Below are 17,018 nucleotides of genomic sequence, written 5' to 3'. Positions count from 1 at the left end.
ACGAGACCGCCCGTAAGGAGGCAATCGTGAGCCAGATCACAGTCTATACCGCGAGGCGTATCCGGACCATGAACCGGTCCCTGCCGATCGCCACCGCGGTCGCAGTTCGCGATGGACAGATCATCGAGGTTGGATCGCTCGAGACGCTACAGCCGTGGCTGGACGCCCACCCTCACCGCATCGACACGACGTTCCGCAATCACGTCCTGATGCCCGGCTTCATCGATCCGCACCTGCATCCTTCGCTCGCTGCCATTCTCCTGCCGTGCCACTTCATCACAGCTACCGAGTGGAAGCTGCCCGATCGGGTGTGCGCCCCGGTTCATGGCCACAACGCCTACATCGACCGGCTCAAGCAGATCGAGGAAAGCCTCACTGACCCGAGCGAGCCGTTGATCACCTGGGGTTACCATAAGATCTGGCACGGCAAGGTCGATCGGCAGGTCCTGAACAACATCTCGTCGACACGTCCGGTCATCGTCTGGCAGCGCTCGTTCCACGAGGTCATCGCCAACGACGCCGCGATCGAATGGATTGGCGCTGATCGGGCGATGATGGAGCGCCACCACCAGATCGATCTCGGCGAGGGTCGCTTTTACGAGACCGGGCTCGCGGTCGCCATGGGGGGCATGCGCAAGCTGATTCTCGATCCGAAGCGGTTCCGTCACGGCATGGAGCTGACCAAGCGCGCCGTTCACGCGGGCGGTCACACCACGATCTGCGACATGGGACTGCCCATGCTGAACCTGGAGCTGGAGTGGTCGACGCTCAAGGCGGTCATGGATACCGACGACACGCCGTTCCGCACCCAGTTCGTGGCGCGTGCGGTAGAACGCGGCGGCGGGCTCGGCAAGGAAGCCGAAAATTTCGAGCGCGTTCGCAGCATGCCAAAACGCAACACCCATCGTCTGGAGTTTCGCAAGGCCGTAAAGCTATTCACGGACGGTGGGTATTTCGCGGAGCTCATGCAGGTGCAGCCGCCCGGGTTCATCGATGGCCACGAGGGCGAATGGCTGATGCCGCCGGAAGTATTCGAGGCATTGTGCCGGCCCTACTGGCATGACGGATATCGGATCCACGTGCACTGCACCGGCGATCTCGGCCTGGAGCTGGCGCTCGACGTCCTCGAGAAGCTGCAGTTTGAGCGGCCGCGGTTCAATCATCGATTCACAATCGAGCATTTTGGGCTTTCGACGCCCGAGCAGGTGCGCCGGATGGCGGATCTGGGGGCGCTCGCATCGGTCAACGCCTACTACGTCTACGAGCTTGGCGAAGCGTACTGGAAGCGCAGTATCGGGTTTGAGCGGGCCTCGCAAATGTCGCGGTTGGGGACACTCGCCCGGCACAACGTGACGACGGCCCTGCACACGGATTTCACGATGGCGCCGGCGCTTCCGCTGAACTCGGCGTGGGTGGCCGTCAACCGGCGGGCCGAGTCGGGGACGGTCGTGTGCCCCGAGGAATGCATTACCGTCGAACAGGCGATGCGGGCTATCACCATCGACGCTGCCTACGTGCTCGGAATGGAGCATGAGGTCGGCAGCATCCGCGCCGGCAAGAAGGCGGACTTCACCGTGCTGGAGGCGGACCCGTTCGACGTGCCACCGTTGGAGCTGAAAGACATTCCAATCTGGGGCACGGTCTTCGAGGGCGTTCCGGCGCCTCTGGAGTGACGGCCGTGGACATTCCTGTCACCATTCTCGGCGGCTACCTCGGCGCGGGCAAGACGACGCTGATCAATCACGTCCTTTCGCACGCGCTCGATGTGCGCGTGGCGGTTCTCGTCAACGACTTCGGCGCCGTCAACATCGATGCCAGTCTGATTTCGTCGCGGGCCGAAGACACGATCACGCTCAGCAATGGCTGTGTGTGCTGCACAATCCAGGACGACCTCGGCGCGGCGATCGATGCGCAGTTGCGTCGCGACAAGCCCCCGCAGCACATTCTGATTGAAGCGAGCGGCGTTGCGGAACCTGCGCGCATGCTGCGCTATGTCGAAAGCTGGCCTGGCTTGAGCCGGCACGCGGTGGTCTGTGTCGTCGACGTCGAGACTATTCGCGAGCGCGCGACGGATAAATTTGTCGGCGGCGTCGTTCGCCGCCAGATCGGCTCCGCGGATCTTCTCATCCTCAACAAGACCGATCTGGTCGACGCGGAAGCACGGTCGTCGGTTGTCGATTGGCTGTCAGGTTTGGCGTCCGGCGCGGGGATCGTGGAATCCACCTGGGGCCGGATCGATCCAGCGTTGGTTCTGCAGGGCGCGCATCAGGCCGCCGCATCACGATACGGCGAGCTCGCACATGCCCGACCGGGCACGTTTTTCAATGCAACGGTCCCGATGGAGGAAGCGCTCGATCTCGACGAGCTCGAGACGGTCCTTGGGGATCTGCCCGCGAGCGTGCATCGCGTCAAAGGTTTCGTTACCGATATCGCGACCGGGCGGACGATGCTCGTCCAGTGCGTCGCCGCACGGCGCTCGATCGAGCCGTGTCCACACGCCGCGGATGCCGCGCCACAGGCGTTGATGGCAATCGGTACCGATCGCAAAGATCTCGAGGCGCTTCGGTTACAGCTCGCGGCCCTGGGTGCAGGAAATGAAGCAGCATTGAACGATCCAATTCGAAGTGGCACTCGTAGTGCCCGCCGCGCCGCCGTGGCCGATGGGGGGGCGCGTTGATCCGCATGAACAGCGAAGCAATCGGGACCCTGCCTCGAAAGGCGCGCGCAGTCATCATCGGGGGGGGCGTTGCCGGCTGCGCGGTCGCCTATCACCTCTCCAAATTGGGGTGGAGCGACGTCATCCTGCTGGAGCGCAAGCAGCTCACCTGTGGCACGACTTGGCACGCCGCCGGCCTGATTGCCCAGCTTCGAGCTACAGCGAACATGACGCGGCTCGCAAAGTACAGCCAGGAATTGTACGGCACGCTCGAAGCGGAGACCGGTGTCGCGACAGGGTTCAAGCGCAACGGCTCGCTCACGTTGGCACTGACGTCCGAGCGGTTGGAGGAGCTCAAGCGCGGGGCCTCGATGGCCCGGGCGTATGGCGTCGACATCGAAGTCATATCCGCAGGTGAAGCCACCACTCGCCATCCGCTGCTCGATGTGTCTGGCGCCGCGGGCGCCGTCTACCTTCCCAAGGATGGTCAAGGCGATCCCGGCAATATCGCTCTGGCAATGGCGAAGGGTGCACGCAATCGCGGCGTTCGGATCGTCGAGGGCATCAAAGTCACAGGCATCAGTCAGGCCAAGGGTCGCGTGACCGGAGTTCTCACCGATCGCGGCGCGATCGAAGCTGAGATCGTCGTGAATTGCGCTGGCATGTGGGCCCGCGATGTCGGTCGATGGGCCGGCGTGCCGCTGCCGCTCCATGCGTGCGAGCATTTCTATATCGTAACGGAGCCGTCGCCCGACATCCCGCGCGAGCTGCCGGTTCTGCGCGTCCCCGACGAGTGCGCCTACTACAAGGAGGATGCCGGCAAGATCCTGCTCGGCGCGTTCGAGCCCGTCGCCAAGCCGTGGGCGACGAATGGTATCCCCGAGGGCTTCTGTTTCGACCAGTTGCCGGAGGATCTCGACCACTTCGCGCCGATCCTGGAGAAGGCAACTGCGCGCGTGCCGATCGTCGGCCGCATCGGCATACACACGTTCTTCAATGGTCCCGAAAGTTTCACGCATGACGATCGCTATCTGCTCGGCGAGGCTCCGCAACTGCCGGGATTCTACGTCGCGTGCGGGTTCAATTCGATTGGCATCCAGTCGGCGGGGGGCGCCGGCATGGCGCTTGCGCAGTGGATCGTCGATGGTGCGCCGCCGTTCGACCTCTGGGACGTCGACGTACGTCGCGTCGTGCCCTATCAGGCGACGCGGACGTTCATCCAGACCCGGGTCACCGAAACGCTGGGCCTGCTTTACGCCGACCACTTTCCGTTTCGACAGTACGAGACCTCACGCAATGTCCGCCACACGCCGTTCTACGATCAGTTGAAGGCGGCGGGCGCCTGCTTCGGCGAGACGGCCGGCTGGGAGCGCGCTCACTGGTTCGTGCCGGTTGACGCCGCCGCGAACGGCCAGCGACCTGAGTGGCGCTACGGTTGGGGGCGGCAGGACTGGTTTGCCCACGTAGCGGCCGAGCACCATGCGGTCCGTAACGGCGTCGGCTTGCTCGACATGAGTGCGTTCGGCAAGTTCCGCGTCGAAGGGCCGGATGCCGAAGCCGTGCTGCAGCGCATCTCCGCCAACGATGTAGCGGTCGAGCCCGGACGCATCGTCTACACGCAGTGGCTCAATGACAAGGGCGGCATCGAAGCAGACTTGACGATCACGAGGCTCGGCGAGTCCTCGTTCCTCGTGATCACATCAGCGGCCTGCGTCATCCGCGACTTCGCGTGGCTGCAGCGCCAGATACCCGACGGCGCCCGGTGCGTTACGCTCGACGTCAGCAGTGGCGAGGCTTGTCTTGCCCTCATGGGGCCGCGTGCCCGGGACGTGCTGCAGCCGCTTGTGTCCTATGATCTCGGGAATGCTTCATTCCCCTTCGGTACGGCACGAACCATGGAGCTCGGCATGGCGCTGGTGCGCGCGCATCGCGTGACCTACGTCGGCGAGCTGGGGTGGGAGCTCTACATGCCGACGGAGTTCGCGCGCTACGTGTTCGATGCCATCATGGCTGCCGGGGCGCCGCATGGCCTCAGGCTCGTGGGTGTCAACGCGATGGACACGCTCAGGCTCGAGAAAGCGTATCGCCATTTCGGGCACGACATCGCCGATGAGGATCACGTGCTCGAGGCGGGACTCGGCTTCGCAGTGAAGCCCAACAAGCCACGGTCCAAGTTCGGCGATTTCATTGGTCGCGAGGCGGTGCTCACGAAAAAGCGAGAAGGCATGTCGCGCCGGCTCGTCCAGTTCAAACTGGATGACCCGGAACCGCTGCTCTATCACTCGGAGCCGATCATCGCCAACGGTGCGATTGTTGGCTATCTGACGTCGGGAGGGTTCGGCCATTCGCTCGGTGCTGCCATCGGGCTGGGTTACGTGCCATGCCGCGAATGCGACAGCGCGGAACGCCTGCTAGCGCATCGGTTTGAAATTGAGGTCGCGGGACGCGCAGTCCCGGCTTTGGCCAGCCTCAAACCGATGTATGATCCATCGGGAGACCGCGTCCGCTTCTGAATGCCAGCGCGCAAGAATGTGGTCGCCGGCCGCACCAGGACCCCTCTCTGTCTCGGGTGTGAGCACGGTGGTGCGGATAAATCTGTTCGGCATTCCAGGGAGACCGAACGGATGTCTGGTGCTGACCCGAAGCAGACATGCTCTATCGGGGCATCAAGCTGATCGGCTTCGGGCGTCGCGGCGGATGGCGCAGTGTAGAAGTAGCCGACGTGCAGTTCTTCAATATGGCTTCAGCGCTCCTGCAGAATTTGCGTGTTCGCTGGCCCGATAGAAGCTGACCAGCGGCGCGACTCCTTTCACACCGACATCTCGGATGACACTATCTGCTCGCCATTTGTTGAGTGGCGCCGAATGCCTCATCCGCCCGCAAGGCAAGGATCGCGCCTCGGCTCCCGAAGCGCTACGCTGCTCGTCCAACTTGTCCGAAGTCGAGGAAATCAGTCCAAAATGCAGAAGCTCAAGCTTTATCAGGCGCTTGCCGAGGCGTTCGTCGCAGAGGGAGTAGACACCCAATTCATCCTCATGGGCGACGGGAACATGCACTGGACGTCAGCCCTGCAGAAATTGCCCGGCATCAAGACGGTGCACCATCGCCATGAGCACTGCGCCGTAGCCGCGGCGATGGGCTACCACGTAGCGACCGGCAAGATAGCAGCGGCTTCTGTGACGTGCGGGCCTGGTCTCACGCAGCTTACGACCGCGCTACCAGCGGCAGTCCGTGCTCGCATCCCACTTGTCGTCTTTGCTGGCGAGTCGCCGATCAACGCAAAGTTTTACAACCAGGAGATTGCACAGTTGCCGCTGGTGACGGCGACCGGTGCCCACTACATTCAGGCGCACAGTTTGCCGCGTATGCACGAGTATGTGCGCGAGGCATTTCATGTCGCGCGCCTCGAGCGTCGTCCAGTGGTTCTCGGTGTGCCCTACGATTTGCAGACGCTCGCGCCGGCGACCACCAGCCCATACGTGCCGTCCACCCGGTATATTCCCAATGGGGGACGGCCCCGCCCCGATCCAGAGCTTGTGGCGGCGCTCGTCGCTAAGATCCGTGAAGCTAAGAATCCCATCGTGATCGCCGGTCGCGGCGTCCTGCACTCCGGAGCCAAATCTGCTGTCGAAGCCGTTGCCGATCGGTGTGGCGCAGCGCTTGCAACGACGTTGCCCGCGCGCGGGCTCTTCGATCACCATCCCTATTCGCTCGGCATCAGCGGGGGCTACGCAACAAAGCTCTGCCGCGAAGTGATGGCCGAGGCCGATCTGATCTTGGCCTTCGGCGCCCGCATGTCCTACTACACGGTCGACGGCGGCAATATCTTCCCGCAGGCGTTCGTCGCCCAGATCGATACAGCGCCGAGGGGACTGAGCGAAGGGGCGCTGGCCGCCAACTTCTTCATCACAGCCGACGCCAGGGTCACCGCCGAGGCAATTCTCACCGAGCTTGACGCGACGCTCGGTGCCGGCAAGCCTACTGCGGCGACGGTGCGCACGAACGAACTCGCCCATCGCATCGCCACCGAGCTCCCTGATGACCACCATTTCGAGATCGCCCCCGGCCTTCTCGATCCGCGCGCAGTCATCCGGATGCTCGACGATGTCATTCCGAAGGACTGGGATATCGTGTCCGGCTCCGGCCATCAGTCATACTTCAACTCGCAGATGCGCGGCCGGCCGCCCGAGAAATTCTGCGCCATTCGCGAATTCGGTGCGATCGGCAATGGCCTTTCTTATGCAATCGGCGTCGCCGCCGCGCGCGCGGAGGGCCGCAACGGCAAAGTGGTCCTCATCGAAGGCGATGGTAGCCTGCTGATGCACATTCAAGAGCTTGAGACGCTGAAGCGACACGGGCTGCGCGTCCTCATTTGTGTGTTGAACGATGGTGCCTACGGTGCCGAGATTCACAAATTCCGACACACGGGAGAAGACGATTCAGGTGCCATATTCGGGCGCCCGCCATTCGAAGCGATCGCGCAGGGCTTTGGACTCGTCGGAGCTGAGGTGCGGGATCTTGCCAGGGTGCCTGGATTATTTGACGAGTTCGCCGCGCAGGGAGAGGCAGGCGTGTGGAATTTCCAAATCTCCGACCAAGTCGTTGCCCCCACAATGCGCCGCAATGTCGTTCGCGGTCATGGGAAGATGTAATATCGCTCCGGTCGTTCTGACGCGGATATAACCTCTGGCAGCGCGGCGCGGCGCATCGCACCGCGCGCCATCACCTCGATCAGCCTGTGATGGAGCACGATATTCTCCCGTTGAGCCGGGCTGAACCGATCGTCCTCCGGCGTCGCCATGGTCGGGTTGGAAGCCACTCGTCGAGCTCCCGGCATGGCGGGCCATAAGCGCTACACCCTAGAGGAAGGCCCGCATGCGATGCAATTCGTCGTCGAGAGCACGCTTGAACGCGACCTCGCGCGGCGGCTTGCCGGCCACGTAGCCGATATCGGCCTTGAGCTTGGCGTCACGCCACGCGAGGTTGCCCCAGCCGATGACCTGGTCGCGCCATAGCAGCGGCAGCGCGTAGTAGCCACGCACGCGGTTGGGCGCAGGTGTGTAGGCCTCGAAGCGGTAGGCCCAGCCCCACAATCTCTCAAAACGGTCGCGGTCCCACACGATCGGATCGAAGGGGGCGAGCAGTCGCACGATGTCGTCGGGCTCGTGGCGATTGGACGCCGGGTTCTCGCCTTCAGGCCAGTACCAAGAATGCCCGTCAATCTTTGCGTGTTGTAGCCGCGTACGAACACGCCTCAACGTGTCCTTGCGCAGATGCATCCATTGCGGTGCCGCATAGACTAGGCGGCTGACCAAGTGCTTCAGAGTGCGCTCCGGCAAAGGCGCATAGAGTCGGATCACGACATTGGCCAGGGCGTCCATGTGCTGCTGCGGGTCTTCGGGCGGCTCGATGATGGGGGCTGCTGCGTACAGACGCACACCACCCGCGCGACCAGCGATGCGCACCATCCCTCGGTACTGCATGCCGTCGAGCAGTTGCGTCGACGCGTTCGTGGTGCCACCGAACCAGTTGCTTACCTTGCCGTGCGAAAACTGCGCATCGACCTCGCGCGGATGCACCGTGCCGCGCTCGCGCACGAAATCCAATACCGCCTGTGCCTGACGCATCTTGTCGGCGCCCCACACCGTGCGTGCGCGGCGTGGATGCATCAGCCGCTGCGTTTCCCGCGGCAGGATGCCGTGGTTGATGAAGAAGTCTTCCTCGACGGCCAGCCGGGTATAGCGGCGCTTCAGATCACCAGCACGATAGTCTTTGACGCGGTGGCGCAGCGTCAAATCCTGCGCGGGCGCCGGCGCGCGGATCGGGTCGGCCTGCACGAATCCGAGCTTGTCGATGGCGCGCGGGAGCGTGGTCGGCGCAAACAGCGTACGCGCCACGGCGTAGCGGCGCAGCGCGGACAAGTCGAGTGGCTTCGGCATGGGCTGTCCTCGTCGGACGAAGTCCATACAATTGAAGAGCTGCGATCGCAATCTCCACACGGATGGCCGTTTCGGATCACCAGCGAGATGCGTCAGTGATTTGGCAGTTGAGGAGCAGAGAAAGCGGACGTCGTCGTTTGTCGACCCCGATCGACAAAGCCGATCAAGTGGTTGTCTGCTTAGCCACCTTGCGGATGCTGCTCGGCCTGCTGCAGCCGACGTCCGGCACTGCACGCGTCCTAGGCCATAACGTGGCCGCTATGGCGCGTTCAGCAGCGCTCGCGCGGTCATCGTTTCCCTCCCTGTTCAGCTCCGCAGCATTGCTCGCGAGCGGCGGACGCGCTGCGCATGGCTGCCGCCCCCGTTCACTGCCCGATTCCCGGGTGCAACTGGCGCGCCGTGGCAATATCGGCTTCGCCGCCCGCCTTGTCGCCTTTCGCCTGTCGCGACAAGCCGCGGTTGAAGTAGGCCACGGCATCGCGCGGATTGAGGCTGATCGCCTTGTTGAAGTCGGCGATGGCGCGGTCCTGGTCGCCCTTGTTGCGCAATGCAATGCCGCGGTTTTCGTACGCCACGATGAGAGTGCCAGTCATGCCGAGACGGGAGGCGAGCCGTATCGCCTCATTGCCGTCGGCGATGGCGCGGTCGAAATCGCCCTTGCGGAAATAGGCGCTCCCGCGGTTCAAGTAGGCATTGGCAAAATCGGTGTTGATCCGGATCGCCGCGCTGTGGTCGGCGATGGCGCGGTCGAGATCGCCCTTGGCGGCATAGGCGTTGCCGCGGTTGCTATAGGCAGCGGCAAGGTTCTTCGGCGCCTCGCGCCCCGACTTGATCAGCACCGTGCAGCTGCGTACGCGCTCGTCCGGCGTGAAGCGGAGCTCGACGCAAGATGGCCATTCCGGCGCAAGCTGTGCCCACGCCGGCGTCGCCATCAGCATTGTCGCCGCGGCGACACCCAGCAGCATTCGCGCGATCATCGTTTTCCTCCCGTTTTGCTCTCGGGCCTCTCAACCGCCACCTGAGGTGCCGCAGCTTACTGCTGCGATTTCAGGCAACTTCTCCGCCCTCGGCTTCGTGTTCCATCAGTAGAGAACGCTGTGCTCTTGTTTGTGCCGACACTTTCAGCGGACAGGATCACATTCCAGCGCGATCTGGTCATCGAAGTCGCCCGTCGCGACGCCTTCGCGCTTGTAGATGGCGCTCAAGAGGCGTGCGGTCTTGCAGGTCTCAGCGTCGGTGTGCGGCGTGCCACGCGCGGACGGCGTCACGTCGCCCTCGAGATCACGCGCCACTTCCGCAATGACCCCGGTATTCATTTCTTCGGTAATGATGATCGGGTAGTGCTCGTAGCCGCGCATGAGGGGCAGAGGCGTGAATTTCGCAGCGGCCGCCTTATACAGTTCCGCGGCCTTGGCTCGATCCTTTTTTTGCATCTCGCGGGCCTGATGCCAGAGCATGCGGCCCTCGTGCATGGCGCGGTATTTCGCGCTCTGTTTACGGACGCTTTCGCACTTGCTCGCCACGTCCTTCTCGTCGGATGCGAGCCATTTGCCCCAGCACCGCGAATCGCACCGCTGGTCTTTTTTGAGAGCCGGACACTGCCTCTCGAACTCCTTGCGGCGCTCGATCTGGGCTCGTCGAAGCTCGGCGATAAGCCTCGCTTCGGAGCACCAGTAATGGCCCAACAGCGTCCACGATTTGTTGCCGATCGCGTCCTTCAAGTTGATGCGCTTGTCATATTCGTCGCGCTCGATCTCGCTCGTTCGATTCTCTTTAGGCGCGAATTCATTGCACTGCGCACTGCTCCAGCGGCCTTTCGTCTGCGCCACAACATCGTGCGTAGCGCCGATGATCAGCGCGCCGGATAAAGCCCCGATCCAGACAATGTTGAAGAACATGCCTTTCTCCCTTATTGCGCCGCAGTGTGATCCAGTGGGGCGCGCGCATCACTTGTCGGTGCATCCTCCTACGCCGCGATCACGCTTTGAATATTTTCCGCCGAAGCATTTACCGGCCGCAGCCGCGTCCGTTTCCGCTGCGCCATAGCTGACGCCGGAGCGATTCGTGCACAAGACGATGTAGCCGCACTTGCCTCCGCTGAACCTGCCGACGACGCTGCAGCCTTGCCCGCCGTTGCCAATGCACGCGGATACCGCGGCACCATCGGCTTCAACCTGGTTCGTCATGCGCGCATATCCCGTGACGCCCGTTTCGGTGCCGTCTGGATTTTTCAGCTTTCCGTATGCAAGAGCCCCGTATTGGTACCGCACCTTGGGCGCACGGGATGTCCCGCCGGATTTCGTCGATGGCGCTTGCTCGCGAGAGCGCGGGGGCAGGCCGAAGGCCCTTCGTGTGCGGTCGCGCAGCGATTCAGCCGGCTCGCAGGATCCGCTTCCGCTGTCGTCGTACTCCATGCCTTTGTCCTCGCACGCCTTGCATGCGGGGTAGCGAGGATCCGTAATCACGATATAGCCGCAGTCCCATTTCTCGATGCCGAGATCGCGATACTTGCGATGCAGGTTTTCCGCATGGGCTACCGATGAAAGTCCGACAATAATGGCTACACCGATATAGAGAACGCTCGCAGTCTTCCGAACCAGCATTTCAATTTCTCGATATGCCTCTCGCCCCAATCAGCAATAGTTCAGCAGGACCATCGGCATTGGTTTGTTTTCCTCAAATCGATAGCACCATCCTGACAACCGCCATGCGCGTTGCTCTTCCGGCGATCGTTGCCGGCAGGCACGCCAGGGACCCGCGAATGTTGGCGCGTTATCGCGAGCCCGCATCCCCCAAACGGGTGAAAGAAGGGTTCAGTGAGGTGGAATACGGGATCCCGCGAGCAGCGCGGCGAGGTCCACCTGACGCGCGGTTCCGGTCTTCGCGAGAACCGCCTTGAGCTGGCTTCGGACCGTCTCGCGCGATACGCCGAGATTGTCCGCAATGGACTCAATGGTCTGCGTCTGAGCGATGCTGCGCGCGACCCGGGCCTCGGCTGCCGTCAGATCGAACAGGCCCTGCAACACGTCCGCCGTCGGCACCTCGGCAGGGACGACCGGGGTCAGCACCAGAATGGCTGAGGCGCTGGAGAACACGTCGTTCGCGCCGAGGCGGATCGGAACCAGATGGACGATCAGGGGTGGCTGCTCCTGCCGTGCGGGGATCGGGATGGAGCGCACGCCGCGGAGGTCATCCGACAGCGCGAGCCGGCTCAAAGCCTCCGCCAGCAACGCGTCCGCGTTGTGGTCTACCAGCGCGACGCGCGCGCTACGGTCCTGCACCACGCCCGGCATCATGGCTTCGAGCGAGGGGTTGGCGGCAAGGATGTGCATTTTGCGTCCCAGCACGGCGGCCGGCAGACCGACATGCTCGAGCGCCAGCGCTGCAGCGCGGGAACGCTCAAAGGCGAGCCGGGCCGAGAGCATGCTTGCGCGCGCCAGATGCGGCCGCAGTTCGTCGAGCCGCTCCACGACTGGCCGCTCGATCGGGCCGCGCTCGAATGACCGCTCCACATCGAAGGCGATCACGTCGCCGCTCGGTACCTCGATGGCGGTCGCCGCACCCCAGCCTAACCCAAGCGGTCGCAAGAACTCCGTGAAATAAGGTTCGCGCTCGATCTCTTCGCGGGTGAACACGTCGAGATCGGTCAGGAAGCCCGCATGCTTGGCGCCAAAGAGTCGGGGTGCGCGAGGATTCCGCTCGCCCTGCCAGCCTTCTGCGACTGCCCCTGCAAAAATGCGCACCGCCTCGGGCGTGCCGATGAAATGCTCCTGGAAGCGTGAGCGGCTCAGAATGAGTGCGCCGGCGCCGTCGGCGAGCTTGGTCAGGTCATCGAGGACCGCCGGCCACTGCTCAGGCACCACGCCGGCTTCGTAGATCCGGTCGATCAGCCGGTCGCTCCAATCGCTTCCCAACCGCATGCGCGCCCCCGACGCACAGGCAGCGCATCCCCCGACGCGCCGCGTAGGGATATCCTAGCTTATGGTCGATGGCGATCAAATACATCTCGGCGCTGCAGTGGTTCTGAAAGGCGCGCAGGGGCGCGACGACAAGGAAAATCTCCGAGAACCTGGCGCGTGCCGACGCGGTCTCCAGTAAGCGGACATCGTCGGCGGCGCTTATGGCGTCGCCCACTGCAAGTTGTTCGACTTCCGCTATTGGGATCGACCGTTGCGGCGTTGCCTGCGCCGTTAGGTCCGACCAGGCCCATCTTCTCGCCTTTGAAAAGCGCTGCCGAAGCACCGGTAAACAGGATCTGGTGGCCGTTCTGCTTGGCGATGCATGACAGTCTACTTGTACGATCAGTATGCAGCCCCGCCTAAGCGCTGGAAGTAGAGCCTTTCAACTATTGCCCGCAAGGCATCCTTTCTCGAGCCTGTCCGAGATTTTCTCATGGCCCAGGGGCCAGCATGAAACATTTTGAAACACTGCAGAAATGGCGCGATACGGGAAAGCGCGTATGCTTGGGCGGAAGCGCACTTACCCCATGCCGATGATGACGACCAAGACAGATCACCGCACCAGCCCGACGCCGGGAGCAGCCCAGGCGCATATTCTCGTCGTCGACGACGACGCTCAGATCCGCCAGCTTGCGGCCAAGTTCCTGCGCGAGCACGGGCATCGGGTATCGATGGCTCGTGATGGGCGCGAGATGCGGGAAATTCTCGCAGCCACGACCATCGATCTGGTCATCCTCGACATCATGCTTCCGGGGGGAAACGGTCTCGATCTCTGTCGAGAGATTCGTTCCACTTCATTGCTGCCGGTCATCATGCTCACTGCGCTTGGTGCCGACACAGATCGAATTGTCGGCCTCGAGATCGGCGCCGATGACTATCTGGTAAAGCCGTTCAATCCCCGCGAGCTGCTGGCCCGCATCAACGCTGTGCTCCGCCGCGTACGGGGTTCTGCCGGTGCTCCGCAAAGTGCAGGCTATCGGCTTCGGTTCGAAGGGTGGTCACTCGATACGCGACGGCGCGAGCTTACGAACCCGGAAGGGGCCATCGTCGACCTCTCGACGGGGGAGTACGAGATGCTCCTGACATTTCTGGACTATCCGCAACGAGCGCTGAGCCGCGATATACTTATGGACAGCGCCAAGCATAGAGTTGCAACAGGCTTCGATCGCGCGATCGACATCCAGGTGAGCCGGCTGCGCAAGAAGCTCGATGCCAGCGAGGACGGCCAGGCGATGATCAAGACGATCCGAGGCATCGGCTATATGTTCGTCCCAGCCGTGACACGGGCATGATCGGATTGTTCGATACGCTGGTCGCGCGCCTTATTTTGGTATCGGTGCTCGGAATCTCGCTCGTCCATATCGTCAGCCTTTGGACCTACGAGCACGCTCTCGATCAGGAGCTGACACTTGCGCACGAGTCCCGACTGGCCGAGCGCCTGATATTCATCAAGCGCAGCGTGATGTTTGTACCCGAAGCGCAGCGCGAAGCGTTGGCACACGATTTTTCGACCGGGCCGATCGATGTTCACTGGAGCAAGGTCAAGGGGGCTTCGGCCGGCGGCCCTGGGGCCGAGGCTTGGCACAGCCTGACATCGAGAATTCGGGAGCTGGCCCCCGAGCTCGGGGCAGATGATGTCCTGGTCGGCACGAGCACGGATGCCCACGTCGCATCACTTTCCATCCGGCTGCCTGACAGCACGTGGCTCAATGCGAGCTTGTTTGCCGCAGCACCCTCGGGCAGCGGTCGCCATGGAACCCTCCTCTCGACGAGCTTCATGGCTATCGGCGTCGTGCTCATGTCTCTGCTCATGGCGCGGTGGCTGACACGACCTTTGCGCAGTATGGCGCGGGCGGTGACGGTGTGGTCTCCCGACAATCCCAAATCCGAAGTCCCCGAACGCGGCCCCCTCGAGGTGCGGCAGCTTGCGGCCGCCTTCAACGACATGCGCCAAAGGATCGAAGGCCTGGTGTCGCGGCGCACGCGATCTCTCGCAGCCGTCTCGCACGATCTGAGAACGCCGCTCACCCGCCTGAAGCTTCGCATAAATGAAATCGACAGCCCCGAGCTGCAGCGCGCGATGTCCGCAGATATCGCGGAGATGGAGCAGATGATCGACGCGACGCTCTCATATCTCAGAGACGAGGAAGCCTCCGAGCCACAGCGCGCCATAGACCTCGGAGCTTTGCTCCAGACGATCGTCGACGACGCCAACGACGCAGGGCATGATGCGGTTCTGAGCAGCCGGACGCATGTTGTCGTGAACGCACGGCACATTGGTCTCAAGCGCGCACTATCCAACCTCGTCGGCAATGCGCTCCGATTTGGCTCCCGTGTATCGGTATCGACCGAAGTCGAAGGCGATGATGTCTACGTGATCATCGATGACAACGGGCCGGGCATACCCGAGGACCAGATCGACGTGGTCGTCGAGCCATTTGTCCGTCTCGAAGAGTCGCGCAACAGTGAAACCGGTGGCGTCGGCTTGGGCTTGACGATCGCAAAGGCCAATATCGAGGCGGACGGCGGGAGCCTGACGCTGCGCAATCGAGCAGAAGGCGGCCTGAGTGCGATCGTCCGCTTGCCGGTTCGCCCTGCTGCCAGGCAAGCCTCCACGGCTCTCTCCGCTGCGCAGCCGGCGGGGGCGTCTCCAGCGGGCACCTAGAGCACCCATCGTACCAACTATTCCCTGCCACCCCACGTCCTGAAACAATTTGTTACGAAGGCGCAACGCGGCGTCACGCAGCTCCGGCTACTCAGGTGCGAGTTTTCCCGGGGCGCGAGGACACTATGGGTCGCTTCAATGCAAGGCTCTGCAAGGCGGCACTCCTGGCCATCGCACTTGGTGCGGGAGCTGGCGCTGGCAACGCTCACGAGGGCCACGACCACGGTGCGCCGCCGCCGCCCGTCTCGAACACCATAGCCCCTCGCGCTGAGGCATCCTCGTCGGATTTCGAGATGGTCCTCATTGCGCGCGGTGGCGAGCTGATGATCCATCTCGATCAGTTTCGCACCAATGCGCCGGTCACCGGCGCCTCGATCGAGATCGATACTTCCTCCGGCCAGCTCGTCCCGGTCGACAAGGGGAACGGCGTGTACGCGGCCGATGCGCCGTTCCTGACGACGCCGGGTTCCTATGATCTCGCCATTATCGTGACGGCTCAGGATACTGTCGATATTCTCGCTGCGACGCTGAAAATTCCCGCGGACGTGCTCAATCCGGCAGCTACGCGCAGCGCTTCATGGATCTTCAACAGCGCATTTGCGCAGGAGTTCCGGGAGCGCCTTGGCGATGCTGCGGGCTCGCTCTGGCTGGCGCTCTTCGTGGGCTTCGCGGCCGGAGCGCTCGTCACGTGGCGCGTTCGCGGTCGAACGGCAGCAGGTATGATCGTCATTGCTGCTCTTGGGGGCGGCTCACTGCATGGAAGTCCCGTGCGTGCTGATACAGTGGCTGTCGCCGCTCCGCGGGATATTGCCCAGCGGTTCGCCGATGGCGCGCTGTTCGTGCCAAAGCCCACGCAGCACATTCTCGCTATTCGGACGCAACTCACCGAGCAGCGCACTCACCGTCGCTCGATCGAGCTGCCTGGTCGTATCATCCCGAGCCCGAATGCCAGTGGCCTTGTGCAAGCCTCGGTCGGTGGCCGGCTGTCACCTCCCGAAGGCGGTTTCAAGCCGCTCGGCACTGCCGTGAAGGCAGGCGACGTCCTTGCCTATGTCCGGCCACCGCTGCCGCTCGCCGATGCGACCGTCCAGCAGCAGCAGGCGCGCGAGCTCGACCAGCAAATCTCCATTGTCGCGCGGAAGGTCGAGCGGCTGCGGACGATCGAGCAAGTTATCGCGAAAAGCCAGCTCGAGGATGCCGAGCTGGAACTGCGGGGATTGCGCACGCGGCGCGCCAATCTTGACCGCGTACAACGCGAGGCCGAGGCGCTGGTCGCTCCGGTCGACGGCATCATCGCCGCTGCCAGTGCGGTTGCCGGACAGATGGCCGAGCCGAATGCCGTCATCTTCCAGATCATCGATCCCAGCGTGCTCTGGATCGAAGCGCTGAGCTACGAAGCGCACACGACAAACGGTTCGGCCAAAGGCCTTCTGGCCGACGGCCGGACGCTCGAGCTCGAATACCTCGGCACGGGCTTCGCTGACCGCAATCAGGCCGTTCCTCATCAGTTTGCCATCAAGGGAAGCACCGCGGGCCTCCGTGCAGGACAGTTCGTCACGGTCGTCGCGTCGACGGCAGAGGAGCGTCGGGGGATCGCGCTGCCGCGCGAGGCGGTACTGCGCGGCGCGAACGGCCAGAGCATTGTCTACGACCACACGAATGCGGAGCGCTTCGTCATTCGCGAGGTTCGCGTCGAGCCGCTCGACGGCGCACATCTGCTCGCCGTGGCAGGCATCGAGGCCGGGCGCCGCATCGTTACGCAGGGTGCCGAGCTGCTGAACCAGATCCGCTGAGACCAG

At 63.2% G+C, this 17,018-nt stretch carries 12 protein-coding genes; 7 read left to right on the top strand and 5 right to left on the bottom strand.

Annotated features, from left to right (window positions below; all coding sequences use genetic code 11):
• Positions 1–26: 26 nt before the first annotated feature.
• The 4 genes from CS1BSM3_RS25820 (at position 27) to CS1BSM3_RS25805 (ending at position 7,308) form a co-directional block, all read left to right on the top strand.
• Positions 27–1,673: an amidohydrolase gene (locus CS1BSM3_RS25820; protein ID WP_143149358.1), complete on the top strand. Its 1,647-nt coding sequence runs from the start codon at positions 27–29 to the stop codon at positions 1,671–1,673.
• Positions 1,670–2,677 (top strand): GTP-binding protein, encoded by a 1,008-nt coding sequence (locus tag CS1BSM3_RS25815; protein WP_072392843.1) that lies wholly within the window; start codon positions 1,670–1,672, stop codon positions 2,675–2,677. The genes CS1BSM3_RS25820 and CS1BSM3_RS25815 overlap by 4 nt, the downstream gene beginning before the upstream one ends.
• A 5-nt stretch (positions 2,678–2,682) precedes the next feature.
• Positions 2,683–5,169, top strand: coding sequence for a GcvT family protein (locus CS1BSM3_RS25810; RefSeq protein ID WP_072392840.1), 2,487 nt, complete (start codon positions 2,683–2,685; stop codon positions 5,167–5,169).
• A 447-nt stretch (positions 5,170–5,616) separates the two neighbouring features.
• Positions 5,617–7,308 carry a thiamine pyrophosphate-binding protein gene (locus CS1BSM3_RS25805; RefSeq protein ID WP_072392837.1) on the top strand — a complete coding sequence of 564 codons (1,692 nt, stop codon included), beginning with the start codon at positions 5,617–5,619 and terminating at the stop codon, positions 7,306–7,308.
• A 207-nt stretch (positions 7,309–7,515) separates the two neighbouring features.
• Here the strand turns inward: CS1BSM3_RS25805 and CS1BSM3_RS25800 are convergent, their stop codons facing one another.
• The 5 genes from CS1BSM3_RS25800 to CS1BSM3_RS25780 form a co-directional block, all read right to left on the bottom strand.
• On the bottom strand, positions 7,516–8,595 hold the full coding sequence (locus tag CS1BSM3_RS25800) for a DNA glycosylase AlkZ-like family protein (protein WP_072392834.1): 1,080 nt from the start codon (positions 8,593–8,595) through the stop codon (positions 7,516–7,518).
• A gap of 365 nt (positions 8,596–8,960) precedes the next feature.
• Entirely contained in the window at positions 8,961–9,533 is a 573-nt protein-coding gene (locus CS1BSM3_RS25795) for a tetratricopeptide repeat protein (RefSeq protein WP_174263790.1), read from the bottom strand.
• Between the two features lie 183 nt (positions 9,534–9,716).
• On the bottom strand, positions 9,717–10,493 hold the full coding sequence (locus CS1BSM3_RS25790; protein WP_072392828.1) for a hypothetical protein: 777 nt from the start codon (positions 10,491–10,493) through the stop codon (positions 9,717–9,719).
• Between the two features lie 48 nt (positions 10,494–10,541).
• Positions 10,542–11,198 (bottom strand): hypothetical protein, encoded by a 657-nt coding sequence (locus CS1BSM3_RS25785; protein WP_072392825.1) that lies wholly within the window; start codon positions 11,196–11,198, stop codon positions 10,542–10,544.
• A 210-nt stretch (positions 11,199–11,408) separates the two neighbouring features.
• The gene (locus tag CS1BSM3_RS25780; protein WP_072392822.1) at positions 11,409–12,515 is read right to left on the bottom strand and encodes a helix-turn-helix transcriptional regulator; all 1,107 of its coding nucleotides are present in this window, start codon (positions 12,513–12,515) and stop codon (positions 11,409–11,411) included.
• Between the two features lie 575 nt (positions 12,516–13,090).
• On the opposite strand from CS1BSM3_RS25780, the gene CS1BSM3_RS25770 reads away from it, so the two are divergent.
• From CS1BSM3_RS25770 to CS1BSM3_RS25760, 3 genes are all read left to right on the top strand, one after another.
• The gene (locus CS1BSM3_RS25770; RefSeq protein ID WP_072394587.1) at positions 13,091–13,846 is read left to right on the top strand and encodes a response regulator; all 756 of its coding nucleotides are present in this window, start codon (positions 13,091–13,093) and stop codon (positions 13,844–13,846) included.
• Positions 13,843–15,219, top strand: coding sequence for an ATP-binding protein (locus CS1BSM3_RS25765; protein WP_072392817.1), 1,377 nt, complete (start codon positions 13,843–13,845; stop codon positions 15,217–15,219). Before CS1BSM3_RS25770 ends, CS1BSM3_RS25765 begins: the two co-directional genes overlap by 4 nt.
• Positions 15,220–15,344: 125 nt before the next feature.
• Positions 15,345–17,012, top strand: coding sequence for an efflux RND transporter periplasmic adaptor subunit (locus CS1BSM3_RS25760; protein ID WP_072392814.1), 1,668 nt, complete (start codon positions 15,345–15,347; stop codon positions 17,010–17,012).
• Positions 17,013–17,018 lie beyond the last annotated feature (6 nt).

It is taken from the genome of Hyphomicrobium sp. CS1BSMeth3, from assembly GCF_900117415.1.
GTDB lineage: Bacteria > Pseudomonadota > Alphaproteobacteria > Rhizobiales > Hyphomicrobiaceae.
Note: the sequence above shows the minus strand (reverse complement) of the source record. Positions and strands in the feature narration are given on the sequence as shown.